Raw genomic sequence first — 17,317 nt, forward strand, 5'->3', positions numbered from 1 at the left:
GACTGAGCTGTGTTGTTTAATTGTGTGAATTTTGAAGCTAACTCTATTTCCACCAATCAATACTTTCAATTCTCATGGCTTCTTCTATTTCCTCCTGGGTATAGGATTCAAAATCGTCAGAGCTTCTGGATTCAGTACTGTAGAAATCTTTAGGTACTGACACATATCGGTTATACGCAGCTATTACATAGGTTTTCCAGCCACGATGCATAAATGCTGAATTGAAAATATGGAACTCATTGTCATAATGCCTGAATAAATTATCCTTTTGAGTTGGAGGAATGATAAGCCCCCAGGCACAATACTTAGGTTGATCACTATTGTAATCTTTCCATGTACCAACGAATTCAGTACCTCGATAAACAGAACTCACTGTGTTTGAAGCATAAGAAAACTTGGAATTAAGGTCTCCTTTGAAGGTGCCGACATGTTGTTGTGTTAAGTCCTCGTTCATCACATAAGAGGCAGTGACATATCCATAAGGGTAGTCTGCTCCTTCACAATAAGGATTCGTTTGATCAACTACAAAAACCGTGTCGATTTTGATGATCCCCTGGAAATCGCAGATGTTTTTATTGACTTTTGATTTTCCTATGACCCGATATTGACTGTTTGACTTGTCTGATTTCTTTATATCTAAAAACCTAACCGAGATACGCTGGTTAGCATTTCCGATCGTTCCTTGAAAGGTTTTATTGAGCCAAAGGATTGAATAATCGTTGTTTAGTGCATCGCTCGATGGGTGATAGCATTCCTGTGAAAGTGACTGGAAGCCTGTAAAGAGCAAGGCAATGAAGGCTAGCTTTTTCATTTATTCATTCCTGTAATTGAATGTACTGATTTGAATTTATCAAATCCTGATCGGCTGTGGAAATTCAACTAATACGTCTTTGTCATATCACTATCCACACAGATAATAAAATCGGCTTTGCTTTGATTTTCTTCTAAAAATTGATTGACATCATCCTGAGAAACCGTACTGATTGTCGCGTATTGCAAATCGGCCCGTGCTCGTTTCAGGTACCAAATGATCCCTTCGTAATAATCAGAATGATAGGCGCCATTGTAGTGGATGAATTGATGTCCTGATCGATAGTTTGTCAAAATAAAATGGGCCATCGTGGCATCTTTCATCGCTTGTGCTTTGACCAATTCGGGCGTACCATGATCTCCCATTTCTTCGAGTATCTTTTGATAAGTAGGCAACTCAGGATCAAAAGGAATGGGCAAAGGAGCTATCCATGATTTTTCTTCCGCTGAAAGTGAATCGAGTGACCCAAATCCCTTTTTGTAAACTAAGCTGGCGTACCTTCTGGGGATGTTCGTAGCAATGAATGGAAGCTGTTTTTCTTTGGCAAAGTCAACTAATGGCGCGTAATCCGTTTTGTAATTGCGCCACAACCTGGCCAACGAATCCAATTCTGCATAAGCAATATCATTGTCGAGATAATCATCAAGGAATAGCTGATTATCAGCTTCCAGCATTTCCGCTCCCAAAATTAGCTCTCTTGAGCTGTACAAATCTGAAGTTAATTCGTATTCCAGCCAGTGAGCAATAGGGTTATTATGTAGTTCACCGAACAAGACAATGTCTTTCTTCAGCAAAGCTTTCTTCATCTTTTCATAACTCACCTTTTTGCCTTTTGCATTATAGATCACATAAGGTGTCTTTTGGCCAAAGGCATATCCAGCCACGACAAAAAGGCTCAAAATCAAAACAACTTTTCTCATCTTATTTTTCTGATGAAGTCATAAGTCCACAATTACACCTTCGAAACTAGTGAAACTGTGCTATGGCCACAAAGCGTCCCATTAATCATGAAAGCTTCAGCTCATGTGTCACTGATCACATTTCCTTTTGACATTAAAATTGCTCTTTCTACATTGGCTATTCTATAAACCTAATCTGAATATGATCCGCTTTTTATCATTAACCTTCACTTTTTGTTTGCTTGTGCTTGGTTCCATGGCGCAGGAAGTTGATTCAAAGACTTTTGCAGGACTGAAATTTCGAAGTATCGGTCCGGCATTGACCTCAGGAAGAATTGCTGATATTGCCATTCATCCCGATAATGAAAATGTCTGGTATGTAGCTGTTGGCTCCGGTGGTGTCTGGAAGACAGTCAACTCAGGAACAACCTGGACACCCATTTTTGATGGTCAGGACAGCTACTCAATTGGATGTGTAACCATCGATCCTAACAACTCAGAAACGATCTGGGTAGGAACAGGTGAAAACGTAGGTGGACGTCACGTCGGATTTGGTGACGGTATCTATGTCAGTTATGATGGGGGAAAGAGCTGGAAAAATAAAGGACTTAAAACCTCGGAACACCTTTCTAAAATCATTGTTCATCCTACCAATCCTGATGTCATCTGGGTCGCAGCACAAGGGCCACTTTGGAGCAAGGGAGGCGAAAGAGGATTGTACAAGTCTACCGATGGCGGAGATACCTGGAAAAAAACATTGGGAGACAGTGAATGGATTGGAGCAACCGATCTCGTGATCGATCCGAGAAATCCGGACGTGCTTTATGCCGCTACCTGGCAAAGACACAGGACTGTAGCAGCATTGATGGGTGGCGGACCCGGTTCTGGCATTCATAAAAGTACAGATGGCGGAGAATCCTGGACCAAACTAAGTTCAGGCTTACCCGCAGGACCAATGGGAAAAATCGGCTTAGCAATCAGCTCTTTCAATCCTGACCAGGTATATGCCGTCATTGAGGAGATCAGATCTAAAGGAGGCACTTATATGACGACCAACCAGGGCACGACTTGGACCAAAATGTCGGATCAAATCTCCGGAGGAACCGGACCGCATTACTATCAAGAACTCTATACTTCACCGCATCAGGAAGGAAGATTGTACCTCATGAATAATGTCGTGATGATCTCCGACGACCATGGCAAGACCTTCAAGGCCATGAATGAGGACAAGAAACACGTGGATACACATGCCATGGCCTTTAAGATGTCAGATCCTAATTATGCGCTTTTTGGAACAGATGGCGGACTTTATGAGACCTTTGACCTTACCAAAACGTGGAAATACATCGCCAACCTCCCTGTGGTTCAGTACTACAAAGTGGCCGTGGATGATTCCTCGCCTTTTTACAATGTTTATGGCGGAACGCAAGACAATGGTAGCCACGGCGGACCTTCCAGAACCGCCAATGATGCAGGTATTCGCAATGCAGATTGGTGGATCACTTTGGGTGCGGATGGCCACCAGAGTGCAATTGAGCCTGGAAACCCCGACATCACCTATGGTGAATTCCAACAAGGATGGTTGTGGAGAATCGATCAAACGACCGGTGAAATTGTCTTCATCCAGCCACAACCAAAGGCTGGAGATCCTCACGAAAGATTCAATTGGGATGCGCCAATCTTGGTCAGTCCGCATAATCCTACGCGGTTGTATTTTGCTTCTTACCGGGTATGGAAATCAGAAAACCGTGGTGATGACTGGACCTCCATCTCCGGAGACCTTACCCGAAACGAGGAACGCCTGGCCTTGCCAATCATGGGAAGGACCCAAAGCTATGACAATGCATGGGACGTGGGCGCCATGTCCAACTACAATACCATCACCTCGCTAGCTGAATCTCCGATACAGGAAGGGTTGATCTATGCAGGAACTGATGATGGTATCCTACAAGTAACGGAAGATGGTGGTCAAAACTGGAGAAAAGTTGAATTGGGCAATATCAAAGGAATTCCATCCACGCCATTTGTGAATGATGTTCGTGCTGATCTTCACGATGCGAATACGGTTTACCTGATTTTGGATAATCATAAGTACGGTGATTTTAAACCCTATGTCTTACGAAGTACCGACAAAGGAAAATCATGGACTATCATCAATAACAATCTACCAGACCGCTTGCTGACTTGGAGAATCGTTCAGGATCATGAGAAGAAAGAACTATTGTTTCTGGCCACAGAGTTTGGTGTTTATTTCTCTAATGACAGTGGTAGCAAGTGGATCAAATTGACAGGTGGTCTTCCCACCATTTCATTCAGAGATATCACGATCCAGCGAAGAGAAAATGATCTGGTTGGAGCGTCCTTTGGTCGTGGATTCTACATCCTCGAAGACATCTCACCTTTGAGGGATTGGGACAATGCCATGCAGAATGCGGAGGCCACAGTATTCAATACCAAACCTGCGCACTGGTACGTACCACGCGATGAGATCTATGGGCAAGGTAACGCAGATTATCAGGCCAAGAATCCTCCATTTGGTGCCGTTTTCACATACTATCTGAAGGATAAATACAAGTCTCTGGCCGATGGCAGAAAGGAAACAGAAAAAGACTTGAATAAGAACCAATCAAATGTTTCCTTTCCTGGGTTTGATGCGCTGGATAAGGAGCTTTCACAGAACAAACCTATGGTTATACTCACCATTCGGGATGCGGATGGGAACGTAGTGAAGCACGTCACCGGAACGAATGCAAAAGGATTTAACCGCGTCGCATGGGACTTGTCTTACGTCAACAGAAGTGGAGAGCAATTGAATTCCGGAGGCGGAGGCGGGTTCTTCTTCGGAGGGGGAGCGAAAGCCACTCCCGGAACCTATACCATGACTTTATCCAAAGTGATTGACGGGGTATGGACAGAGTTGTCCGAACCGCAGAAATTTGAAGTCATCAAGCTCAGAGAAGGAGCCTTACCCGCCAAAGATGTTTCAGAAATTGACGCCTTTCGAAAAAGATTTGTGGCCTTTCAGCAAGACATGACTTCTGTGAATTCGGTCTTGTCTCGAAGTAAGTCTTTGGTAGATGCCATGAACAGGGCGTTAAGCAGTGCGACGAAACCAACTGCCGAACTGGCAAAATCAATAGAAGACGCCAGAACTGCGTTGTTGAAGCTGGATCGAAAAATGAATGGTAGCAAAGCCAGAAATGAAGTAGGAGAAAGAAACCCACCTGCACCTGGTGATGGACAGTTTGTAGGAATCGTTGCGCTGAGCAGCACATACGGACCAACGGGTAATCATATAGCCGCATTTGAAAGAGCCGTTGCTCAGTTGGCTGAGGTCAAATCCGAACTAAAAATTATTAGTGAAATGACATTACCAGGCTTGAGATCGGCATTAAAAGATGCAGGAGCTCCCTGGATTGAAGGAGATGGATTAAGGTAATTTAACTCAATAGAAATCGGAAGCCAGATCGAAACATATTGATCTGGCTTTTTTCTTTATGCTTTAGAAAGTGTTATGACTAGTGCGAATTCTATCCATAAACCATCAACTTTTTAATTCTGCAAGATTTGATCGGTCTTTCTAAGATGCTTAGGAAGTTACACATTATTGGAATCGTGACTTTCACGGTGAATGACGTCTTTGCACAAATTGACTATGGGGTCAAAGCAGTGCTAAACCATGTCAATGTCGTCCGTACAGACCTTACCACAAACTTCAGAAAACATAAACAGTCTTTCCACTTGGGCGGGTATGTGAACTTGAATCTTGGTGATGAGTTGATCACTCAAGTTGAATTACTTTATTCAAACAAAGGTTACAAGAATGATACAAACAGCGTCACCGAGATAGGTCATACCAATCTGAATTACATCAATATGCCTGTTTTATTGAGATATCAGCTTTTCAACAAAGTTAGTTTCAGTTTTGGTCCAGAATTCGGTTACTTGATCTCAGCTTTTCGTCGGGATGGCGATATCAAGCAAAGCCAAAAATGAATTTTGGGATAACAAACTCGACCTGGGGGAATCGTAGGACACAGTATCAACGTCCTTCCAAAGTTGATATTGGACTTTAGGTATACACACGGGTTCCGTTCAGTAGCTAAAAACTTTGTTCCTCCTCCGGGTCTTGGAACAGAAGGCAGGCTGATCTATTTAAATCGGGCCTTGCAACTATCCGTACTTTTCAGCCTGAAAAAGTAACATCCGTATTAGCCCATAATCGGTAAGCAGAGAATAGAACTCCTGTTGAAAAATCGCTGCTAGAAGCTACGAACCGGAAAAATCATCAAGCTTGTAATCGCCTGACTCGCCAGCCCGTTGGGGTCTTTTGATAACAAGAAAAAAAGCCCCGAATTTCTTCGAGGCTTGCTTATTTACTGCCTGGGATATTGGAGTTCCAGGATCTCTTTTGGGAATGTATCTTCCCAACAACAAGCGATAAATTCCTTCATCTCCAGTACTTCCATCTTTCGGTCCGTATCGAATAAAAGCACCCTCAATTCCTTGTCTTTTTCAGCAAAATAAATGTCGCTTGGTGCTGTGTCAATCCGGAGTATTCTGTCCGGCTTTTCTTGCAACTGATAATCAAGCAACTTTTTCTCTACCTGATAAGCACTCCTTGCCAGTAGTTTTTCATGGTAACAAAAAACATTCGATTCTTCGGCATTACCAACTACCTCTTGATCCTGATTGAAAATGACACCATAACTGATGGGAAAGTCAACCTCTTTTCTGTACAACACTTTCAGTTTTTCAATAGCAGCCCCCTCCAGAAATAATTCAGGACTGGGCTGCTCTTCAAAATCGTAAGTGTAAATAAAGAACATACTGAAATCGTCCGATGATTTGAAGCACTTGGTGGCTTCAAACTGCCCAAGAAGCTCCTTTTCTTGCTTGCTGACCCGCTTAGCTTCTGGTGCTACCCCTAAAAGAATATTGCCCTGTGCCATGGTACAGAAAACGATTAAAATCAATGTAGAAAAGCAAATTAGCTTCTTCATTTCAATCACGGGAAGAATAAGAATGTATTGTAAGCATTGATCAATGTACTGTTAGATATATTAACGTATTGACCAACAGCAGGATTCATCACTTCAACAATAAGCTTGTTCACTACTTTTCCAGAAACTTTTGTGATCGTCCTCTCCGTGATTCGATTAATTGTCACTGCATGTCCCACGCTGGTGGTACCCCGGATGTTATAAGTCACATCATATCCACTTCGCATGTATTGCAATGCGCGATTTGGATCCAGTCCTCCGGCAATTGCCCTGTTTCTGATCCCGGATTGAGCCGTGAATTCGTTGGCAACATGTAAATCGCCTAGTGGAGTTGTATTTGCATTACCTCCCAAACTATTTCTAATTGATTGCTGAGTTACGCCTCCACCACGAGATTGACTGATAGATTCACAATTGGCAGGTCCACAGTTCATGTTTCCTTGTTGCCGTACAAATTGAAGTTGTCTATCAACTAATACTTGATCTTGCACCGTGGCGCCATCAAAGAACCTTCTTCCATCTTTGACCGCTTTGTATCCACCCGCAACTCCTCCAATCAGACCTCTGGACAGGCCACCGATAGCTCCCTCTCTAAGACCTGACCTCAGGGCTTCCTCAATGTTTTCTCCACCGACCAAACCATTTCCTAGTCCGGTAACAAAACCGGATCCCACTCCAGCAATACCACCAATAGCCGCTCCGGAAAAGAAGCTGGTCGTGGCGGCGGTCAGACCGGAACCAGCCAAGCCCGCACTCCCCGAAAATGCTGCCGAAAATCCTGCCCCGAAGCCAGTACCACCCAACGCCGAACTAACTCCCGCTGAAAGACCTCCACCTAAAGCTCCTGCTGCTGCTCCAACCGCAGCGTAACCTAGACCATCCCAGAAGTTATTTATGTTGCCTTCATAGGCGTTGATGCCCACATTCACCGCTGCCCCAATGATAATCGGTACGAACCAGGCAATCTCTCCATCTGGATCCACCATCATTACCGGATTGTTACCCATGGCCGTATAAGGTGATGAAAACTGATTTTGGGGGTCAGTAGAGTAAAATGCTCCGAGCGTGGCGTCGTAAAACCGTGCTCGATAATTATAAACGCCAGTCTCGTTATCGTACTCCTGACCGGTGTATCGATAGGTGCTCAGTTGGTTGTTGTAACTGGCTGCCAGATTGCCATACGTCTTGTAGTCAAACCACGCTGATATTGACCCTCCCTGCTGGAAAAGGACACGGGTCGAACCATGATAATCTTTTACGTGGAAGTAATCAATGTTGTCAATATTGGAGGCGACCAATCCCATAGGGCCATAGATGTAGAACCGTTTCTTAATGGTTCCATTATCATTGATACGCTCAACCAATGGATAATCACTCAGTCCACGGACGTACATGGTCTTGACTTCAGGGGCAGAACCTGACGGATCAGCTCGTTTCATTACCCGCTGATTGTTGGCTCCGTACTGGAACCATGAGTAAGAACCATATCGTGAGAAGTAATCAATCTTGTCAAATCCTTTGTCATACTGCATCGAAGCATAATTGGTCGCATTTGAAGTTTGATTCCCGCTGGCATCATACTGATGCGTCAGACTCGTAGACCCACTACTATTCTTAACACGATTTGTTCCCTCATAGTAGGAGAACTGCTTATGGTTGTAAGAACTATTTCCCGTTCCTTCCTGTCTTCTCAACATGTTACCATTGGCGTCATATTGATTCTCACGTCCATTGTATATCCCTATGTCCAGACCTGAATTAGTCGTGTGATCTGCTACCTTTAACTGACCAATTTTGTCATAATTGTATCGGTACTCATGAGAAGTAGGCTTACTCGCCAGGCCATTGAAAAATGTGGAAGTAGTACGATAAGTATTGACCGTCCTGTTTATTACACCCGTGTTATTCGTGCCACCATAACCACTGGTATAGTAGAGGTTTTGGTCATAATAATAATTGTAGGTGTCGTCGATACTGGTCAAACGACCAGTGATATCGTAGTTGTACTTGAAAGGCTTGGTCTTCCAATCCAGGTACTCATACTCAAGGTTCCCGTTTTTATCGTATGTATAGAACCCGTACTCACTCGAATAACTGCTGGAGCCAATTTCCTTCAGCGCTCCATTCTCTTTGTAGTAACCGTAAAGCACCGGACTGAATCCTGAGCCATAATCGGTAGATAATGCCTGGCCGCTGTTGTTGTAGGTATAACTGATCTTGTGGTACGTGTTGTCAAAATCAACCACTCTTGTTTCATGGTCGGTTATCTGCCCGAAAACATCATAAGTATACCTTTCATACACTTCTACATCACTGCTCTCATCGTTGTTGACCTGCACTTCTCGCAATCTGTTTTTCTCGTACAGTTTTGAGGATGTATAGGAACCATAAAGATATTTTTTCCTCCAGGTAGCTAAGGTGGGCACGCTGGTGCTAGCAGTCAATCCCGTCCAGGACCTGTACCAGTACCCTTCTTCAATCAGGCGATCGTAACTATCGTACTTATGATATTTCACATAATTAGATGAAGAGCCATTGGCATCCTGATAAAACATCAACCTGTTCTCGGAATCGTACAGGTATCTAGTAGTCCCCTGATCCGGTGTTGTAGATGTAGCGATATTGCCCTGATCATCATAGGTATAGGTCGAGGTATAATCATCACGATCCACTCCAGCGGGTGGCAGGTCAAAATAATTCGGATGGTAGATCTTCACTAATTCACCATCATAATTGTAGTCGTACTTTGTCGTGAGGTAGGCATCCTTTTCTATCACTGCGGCATTGCCACAAAGCATGGAGACGCTCACAGATCCGACGTACCCTGAAGTCCAATTGAAATAGACCGTTTGACCACCCGTCAGATTCACGGTATAGGTTCCTGAGCTAGATGAGCTGAAAACATTACTGAGACCATAACCATAAAACCCAGTACCAATTTGGAAGCTCCCGTTGGTACTATACTTAGTCATATTAATGGTAAGGGTCACATCATTGGCAGGTGTATAGGCCTCCTGACCAGGTGTACTGGGTGAAGCATACCAGGAATAATATCTTGAATCCACCACATCATTAGGCGCGCACTCTCGAGTCGAAATTTTTACCGGACCCTCTTTTTCCATGATCAATCGACCCTGCTTATCGCGGAATGTAATTTTCTTGGAACCATCATTATCGGTAACTCTCGTCGCACTATAGGTATTGGCGTTGTAACCCGTTCCCATGTAGAAATCGCTAGTCGAGCTACTGGAGTTCGTACTGTAAGTATAAATGGGGTTCTGACCGCCATTGACGCGATACAAGTATCCCGGCATAGAAGACTCCAACGGTCGACTCAATGGGGTAACCTCATACCTGGTTCTGCTAAATGCATAGCTATCATTGTTGTTCCACGTTTTCACTTCACCTGAAAGAGTCGAAGGTGGTGCTGTACCGGAATTGGTTACAAATCCTGAACGGTAACCAAAGTTAGCTGTGGACGAAGTTCGGGTGGTTTTGGTTGTGATAGCTGCCCTACCAATTTGATCGTAGAAGCTTTCGCTAACCAAAATTTTGTCATTGGGTTCCTCGGTTTGAGTCTGAATGACTTTTCCTCCCGCGTCGATAAAGTTCAATTGATGCACAGGATTTTCATAAACCACCAGGTTATCGATTTTCCATTCGGTGGAACTACCTCGTCCATAATTAAGCAGTCTGATCTTTCTGATCACCGAACTAGCTTTCCTAAAAGTCAAATCTGATTTATATAGTCTACCATTAACATATATATCGGCTTTATCGGTATCTGTATCGGCGATGATCTTTACCCGATGCTGCTTGCCATAATGTACCTGTGAAGTAGCTGTAGACCAGCCGGAAGTTGCCGTACAATTGCTCGAATTACAGTAGTCCAAAATGTTGGCACTCCGAAAAGACAGCATGATTGCTGAAGTGTTACTGTATTGGTTCAAACTTCCGTCTCCAATAGCAATTCCGAAACCTCTATTACCCGTATTGTCCCTTTGTCTCACGTTGAACTCAATGCCTACTCGGCCACTGAAATCTTTGCCGAGATCAATTTTATAAGCATCTGGAGTACTAACGGTATTTCCTCCAAGACTCGATAGCCCCAACTTGCCATTAGTTAGATACCATATAGATTTGGTAGAATAACTCTCAGTAGACCACCTGGGATTGATATGAGCAAAGTCTTCGACAAATCCGGTTAAACCATTGACGGCAGTTGATAAGGCTGTCCCTGGATCACTGCTGACATAGTTACTATTAGAACGGAACCTCGAAGATGAGGCCATATTTGTAGTCTGGGGAATGCCATTTTCATTGATCGATGCAACACTCTGCTGCCAATCGTTGTAAAGACTTTTAGAGATCGCCCCATACTGATCAGTTACTGATTCTAAGGTCTTGAACGTTTTGTCATAGCTGGTAGATTGGGCCACACCGTCCTGCGGATACATCCTGAAATTATCAAAATCTACGGTACAGGAACCGTAGGCTGAAAATCCGTGATAAGCACCGGAACCACTTCCTGGCACATAATGGGATATCACTAAATCCCCATCCACAAATATCTGGAAGTTTGAGTTGTTTTGTCGTTCGATTCGGAAGTGCTTCCATTCGTTGACATTGGTCACCCCCCCATAAGGTGAAGAAACCAGTGCTGTACCATTCCTGACGAGTTGAACGATACCTACATTGGGATAAAATTTGACCACATACTCCCCGTTGCCTGCAGTAGAACTGGTTCCTTTCATTCTGAACCCAACCCATGAGCCATAATTCGACGACCTTACCCGGGCATCATACTCTACGATGAAGCTCGTTGCAGAATGATAGCTGGTCATTGTCAGTGTTCGCTCAGAGGATGCACTGGAACTATTACTGATCACTCCATTAAGATTCGTCCACGAACTGCCATTCCAACTGACAGGCTCTCCATCGGACAGATTACCATCATTGAAATCATCAACAAAAATTTCATGGTCGTACGCATCGTATACCGATAGTAAGGGCAATTCATCATCATAGCCATATCGGAGGGCTGTATATCGATTATCGACATCCCGGCTTTCTTTCACATTACCATTACTGGTTCTTGCCGTAATGTCATTGGTCCTTTCCCAATTTGTAACTGTACCTCCATTGGTAGTCCATGAAGTAAATGTGGGTTCGCTGCCCGTACCCCGCCAGTTATAATTAGAACGTGGCGCCCAGGCCCCGCTTCCCCAATCTTTCCAGGTGGTAACCGATCCTGCTCTCCAGGTTCCGGAATCCTTCCATTTTGTATAAACTACTGGCGACAACAAGTTGTGTTGTTGTGCCGCCGTGGGATAGTATTCCCAAATGTAATATTGATAGTGATTCACATAGTAAGTGCCATACCCTTTGACATAACTTGTTTCTGTCCTCGATAATTGATTTAAGCTATTGTAGTAATAGTTATAGGACCTTTCTAAAGCATCCTTTTTATCCACTTTAGCTACTGGTTGCACCTGATACTGGTAAGCCAATGGCCCTAAAAAGCTGGTAATTGGGGTTTTCACCACTTTCATATAATTGTAGGTGTAGGCTTGCTCCACAGATCCGCTACTGTACACCTGTGTCTTATACACCTGGCCAACCAGGTGCTCTTCAAAATCCTCTTCATTGGAACCGTTTCTATTCGGATGAGTGTAGCTCAATGGTAAACCATTGTAGAAATGAGTGACGGTTCGTCCGGCAATACTAGAAGACTTGTTGCTCGTCCCAGGATATGTGGTTGCCTTGGAATAAAATGCCTTTGAACCAGTAGCGTCCATCTTAGCTGAGCTTTCCTCAAAGTCAAAAGAAGTATAACGAAGGTTGACTCCATCATAGTAGGAAATGTAGCTTACCGGATAATGTTTTTGGGCGCCAAGATATTTAGCATTGTTGTTCAGGTCTGGCTTCACCTTGTACAAAGTGATGGAAGTCGCATCTTCATAAGTATCAGAAGAAGAGCTTGTGGTGTACAAATGAAACTGATCCAGTCCTGCGGCGATGTTATTGTACTCAGGCACTCGTTTGCCAGATATGTAAGTACTTACTACTTGATTATTCTTCAAGTAATGGAAATACACGCCAGTACTCGTCGTGTAGCGATTTTGGATCACAAAGTTTCCGCCAGCTTGATGTGTTTCATCTTTCCCCCTATTTGAAGCAGCAGAAGGAATATAAATATCCAGATAAGTCCCATTGTTATTGAATTTCCTGAAATAAGGCCAATAGTACGTAGCACCAGGAAGTGAAAGAGCGGGTTTACGATTGCTAGTACTTGCACCAGGCAGGCTCACATAAGATGACCAGCTCAACGTATTTGGATTAAATCGATGTAGTTTACCGCTACCACTCAAGAGATAATCATCACCAATAGCGCTGAATTCTGCCCAATAATCTGAATAGCCCTGAGTTTTCCATGTGGCCCCATCAAACCGGGTCATAAACATGGCATTGGCCTGATTGAAATTGACATTTCCGGCATTAGCTTTATCATTGAATGAAACCAGCGAGTTGCCGATGGAAATTAATCGGTTGGTGGTTGTAGTACCATAAGACGTTAGTGTGTAGGTATTTTTCAGATTATAATCTGTGTCCCAGTCAAAGGCAATTTCTGAACCAACTGATTTAATGCCAAAGACCGCAGAATTCACAGCATGCCACGTTCTGTCATTGTTATAAGCTATATCTACTACGGGCCCTATCTTCTCTGTCCAAAGACCACTTTCTGATAAGAAGAAGGTATAGTTACTAATGTTGGGGCCCCTTTGCGCCATCTGTGGGTTGTGCACCGAAATGAAATTCGTCCCAGCTGTGGCGTAGTAATACTGCGAAAAATTACTAGTGATCTCAGGCTTGACTAGGTCATAATCCCAGGTCTCTCCATCAAATCGAAGTGCATGCAAGGTTCCTTTGGTCTGCTCTTGCAAGCCAATGAATTTATCCCCGGAGACCAATTGGATGCTTACTTCCGTGTTGAGGTTTTTTGAATAATTCCCCCACTCTTGCTCGTTAGGATTCCTGCTGTACGCATACAGGTAGGTAGTACCGGCATAACGGTGTACGATTCCTACAAAATCCTTCTCCAATGTGATTTGAAGATTGGTATATCGTGCCTGAATATGGGGATTTGCGTTGGTCTGTCTACCTACGTCATGGTAGTACCTGGTTTCTACCATGTTCCATTTGCTGTCCCATTCATAGATCTGGACCAGCGCCATGTCATTCGTTGGGTTACGCCACGCAACTACGGCGTAGTTATTACCATGGAATACCTGTGGCATCTCATAGCCCGAGGGTGCATTGATCGTGATGTCCAGGTCACTATGCCCAATGTTATGTCCCAGGCTATTATAGTTGTATTGGATATAGGCGCCACTCGGGCTTGTCACACGTGTCAATGATCCTTTGTATCCAGCCACGGTATGGTTATAAGTGAATTCCGTCGGCAAAGCTTCTTCCCCTTCGGCATTTACATTGGTGACTTTCCACAAATACCGCTTCCTCAAATCGCCGCTTCCGTAGATGGCATAGTCCAGGTATACTTTCTGCAAAAGGTTGTTGTATTCATTGTAGCTCCGAACCTCCGATAAATACTTCCTTTCATATCTTTCCTGATATCCATCAGGCTCTGCGACATTGGTAGATGAATTATAATTGATCTCTGTATGAGGCTCGTAATATTCGTAGTTATTCTTGTTACCATAGATCAATTCGATTCGCTTGCCATTGCCATCTTCAATCTCCGACAGGTAACTTGCTTCGGTGTGATATAATCCTCCTGAGCCAGCGGATACCCGATGTTCTACTTTGTCGTACGTATACGTAGTGGTATTGCCCCAAAGGTCTTCTACATTGGCGAGGTTCCATACCATTGCCTGTCTGCTTTGACCGGATGTCTTGGCACTGTGTCCTATCCAGTTGTCCCAATGCACCACCCACTCAACAGAAGTAGGGTGATTGGTTGCATCTCCATAGATCACCTTAGTACCGTCTTCGCGGATGATCTCCCACATCTCCAGATCCTCCATGTAGTAAATATCCCAGTGATTGTATGCTCCAGTTTTGTAGATTTTAGCATTGTAGCTTGCTCCGTGACTTTCTACATATCGGAATGTACTGTAGGTAGCAGTGAGTGGCGTACTATTCCCATCCACAAGGAAAAATTCATCGTCAGTCCTAGTCCCTGTCTGCTTATTATCTACTACAATTTTGGGGACATTCATTGACCAACCGACACCCAGGACACTAGTAGGGGCGTCTCGATTCCAGGTATTTACTTGTGTATTTACATTGGAATTGTAGGAAGCCGCTACTCCCATTCGCATGCCGCCATTGGCAACAGACGAAATTAAAGTCATCGGAAACTCCACTTCTCCAGTGAAAAGATTGACACTGTTTTTCAGTGCCCCAAAATCATTCGAACCGGCGGAAAAAACAGCTTCACTTTCAGTCCGGGTCTGAGATAAAATTTGATGTGAAAATAGGATCAGCACTAAAAGTACTGTGGCTCTTAAATGTTGCAGGTACATAATTGTTTCAATGTTTTAGGTGCCGAAATATAGACCCAGTTATTCAAAATATTGTCAAGAACACGACACGAAACCAGCAACAAATTTCAATATTTCAGAAGTATGAAATTTCAGTAAGTTTTGAACATTGGAAAACAATTCTTTTTGATAACTTCTTCCATTATTTATAATTATAATATAAAATTGACTCTTAGTTACTGATTGACAGTCAAGTAGGCATCGTAATCGACTATTTTATCCACTAATCACCATTAATTTCGGAGACAAAGAATCCGGTTAAGGTTTACCGATTGTAAATTCATAGATAACATCTACAAAATCGACTGAAATTAAATTGTCCTGATTGGTATTGAATTTTCATAGGGTTTAGGCCAAGCTAAATGTAGGTTAAATAAGATCAATAAGCACAGAAATTGGGGCATCAACATTTATATAAAAATTATTGTTACTTAAAACGTCTTGATATTCTTATAGTATCATAATAAATTAAAGAGAGTGCCATGGTAATCTTCTTTTGTAACTTATGCTTTGAACCTTTAAATCGATCATAGCAGGCACTTGCCTGCCCCGCTTATAGGAGGGCCACGAAATGATTGGTGGGATGGGGCATCCTTCTAGAACCTCTCCACACCCTTTGAAAGGTTTTATGGTGATTAGCCCCCGAATTACGCCATCTTTGAGTCATGCCCAAGTGGTCGAAGTACTTAGTTGCATTTTTTGCTCTGCTGTCGCTGATCTCCATTGCTTGTCTGCAACCGGTCGACCGGACACCCTATCAAGAGGAGGCCTATTATCTAACGATGATGGAACGGATCGATTCGTTGTATCAGGATCGGCTAGTCCCCAGAGATTCGGATACTTTACTCATCGGCTGGTCCAAGGTAAACATCACTCCTTCGAAAACGACTCCTATGGCAGGTTATGGTGGCCGGGAACCCATGGAATTTGAAACGGTCCGTGATTCGATCTACATCCGGACTGTGGTTTTTGATGACGGCAACAGACGCTCAGCTTACGTTTCAGCTGACTTGCTGATCATGCCACCTGAAGTGACTGAACACCTGAGACAGATGCTGCCCAAGTTGGGCTGGGACCTGCAACAAGTATTTCTCACAGCGACCCACAGTCACTCCAGTATCGGGGGCTGGTCCCCAGGTTTGGTAGGCGAACTCTTTGCCGGGGAATATGATCCTGAATTACCAAAAAGCCTGGCTGAAAAAGTCCTGACGAGTATTCGGAAGGCAGAGGAAAATCTAGATGCGGGATATGTTTCATATAATGAGTTACAAGCACCGGAGCTGGTGAAAAACAGATTAGTCAAAAAGGAAGGTGTGATCGATCCGAATTTTAAGATCATCGGATTGTTATCGGGCGATAGAACCGCCTACCTAACCTCCTATTCGGCGCATGCAACTTGCCTCAGTAGACACACCCATGAACTTTCAGGAGATTTTCCCTCACACCTGGTCGCAAACCTTGAAAAAAACGATGCCATAGATTTTGCATTGTATACAGCTGGCCCGGTTGGTAGCATGGGTCCACGTACGATTGAAACCTCAGATGAATACGATGAAGTAATCGATTTTGGAGACAAATTGACCGAGTATGTTGACCTACTTGGGCTATTGGGCCCATCGTATGTAGCCGACGTTAGTCTGGATTTTTGGCGGGTTCCACTGGAAATTAGGACACCTATGGCAAAAATTTCAAGAAATATTGCCTTTAGACCGTGGCTTTTCCGCATTTTCTTTGGAGAATACCCCATAGAGGTGTCATTTTTACAATTCGGTAATACAATTTTTATCGGCCTGCCTGGAGACTTCTCCGGAGAACTAGCATTACCACTATATGAATCAGCGAGAGAGAAAGGCCTAAATCTTGTCATTAATTCATTCAATGGCGGATATATCGGCTATATTATTAAGGACCAGTGGTATGATCTGAGCAAGTACGAAGCAAGGACCATGAGTTGGTATGGACCTGACAATGGAGCTTACATTTCTAACGTAATCGAAAAGATTATTGAAAAGATTACCATAGAAGAGTAGACTATTTAAA

At 43.6% G+C, this 17,317-nt stretch carries 7 protein-coding genes; 3 read left to right on the forward strand and 4 right to left on the reverse strand.

The features are described from left to right. Positions 1 to 43: 43 nt before the first annotated feature. Both R8G66_28545 and R8G66_28550 read right to left on the reverse strand, forming a co-directional pair. Positions 44 to 811: a hypothetical protein gene (locus tag R8G66_28545; GenBank protein ID MDW3196357.1), complete on the reverse strand. Its 768-nt coding sequence runs from the start codon at positions 809 to 811 to the stop codon at positions 44 to 46. A gap of 68 nt (positions 812 to 879) precedes the next feature. Further along, positions 880 to 1,731, reverse strand: a complete 852-nt coding sequence (locus R8G66_28550) for a ChaN family lipoprotein (protein MDW3196358.1) — start codon at positions 1,729 to 1,731, stop codon at positions 880 to 882. Between the two features lie 181 nt (positions 1,732 to 1,912). Here R8G66_28550 and R8G66_28555 point away from each other — a divergent pair, with 181 nt between their 5' ends. Beyond that, positions 1,913 to 5,149, forward strand: a complete 3,237-nt coding sequence (locus tag R8G66_28555; GenBank protein ID MDW3196359.1) for a glycosyl hydrolase — start codon at positions 1,913 to 1,915, stop codon at positions 5,147 to 5,149. A gap of 146 nt (positions 5,150 to 5,295) precedes the next feature. Then, on the forward strand, positions 5,296 to 5,706 hold the full coding sequence (locus tag R8G66_28560) for an outer membrane beta-barrel protein (protein MDW3196360.1): 411 nt from the start codon (positions 5,296 to 5,298) through the stop codon (positions 5,704 to 5,706). A 380-nt stretch (positions 5,707 to 6,086) separates the two neighbouring features. On the opposite strand, the gene R8G66_28565 is transcribed toward R8G66_28560, so the two are convergent. Both R8G66_28565 and R8G66_28570 read right to left on the reverse strand, forming a co-directional pair. Then, positions 6,087 to 6,713, reverse strand: a complete 627-nt coding sequence (locus R8G66_28565) for a hypothetical protein (GenBank protein ID MDW3196361.1) — start codon at positions 6,711 to 6,713, stop codon at positions 6,087 to 6,089. A gap of 5 nt (positions 6,714 to 6,718) precedes the next feature. Next, positions 6,719 to 15,259, reverse strand: coding sequence for an RHS repeat-associated core domain-containing protein (locus R8G66_28570; protein ID MDW3196362.1), 8,541 nt, complete (start codon positions 15,257 to 15,259; stop codon positions 6,719 to 6,721). Positions 15,260 to 15,942: 683 nt separating this feature from the next. Here R8G66_28570 and R8G66_28575 point away from each other — a divergent pair. Continuing rightward, on the forward strand, positions 15,943 to 17,307 hold the full coding sequence (locus tag R8G66_28575) for a neutral/alkaline non-lysosomal ceramidase N-terminal domain-containing protein (protein MDW3196363.1): 1,365 nt from the start codon (positions 15,943 to 15,945) through the stop codon (positions 17,305 to 17,307). Positions 17,308 to 17,317 lie beyond the last annotated feature (10 nt).

Source organism: Cytophagales bacterium (assembly GCA_033344775.1).
Taxonomy (GTDB): Bacteria; Bacteroidota; Bacteroidia; order Cytophagales; family Cyclobacteriaceae; genus JAWPMT01.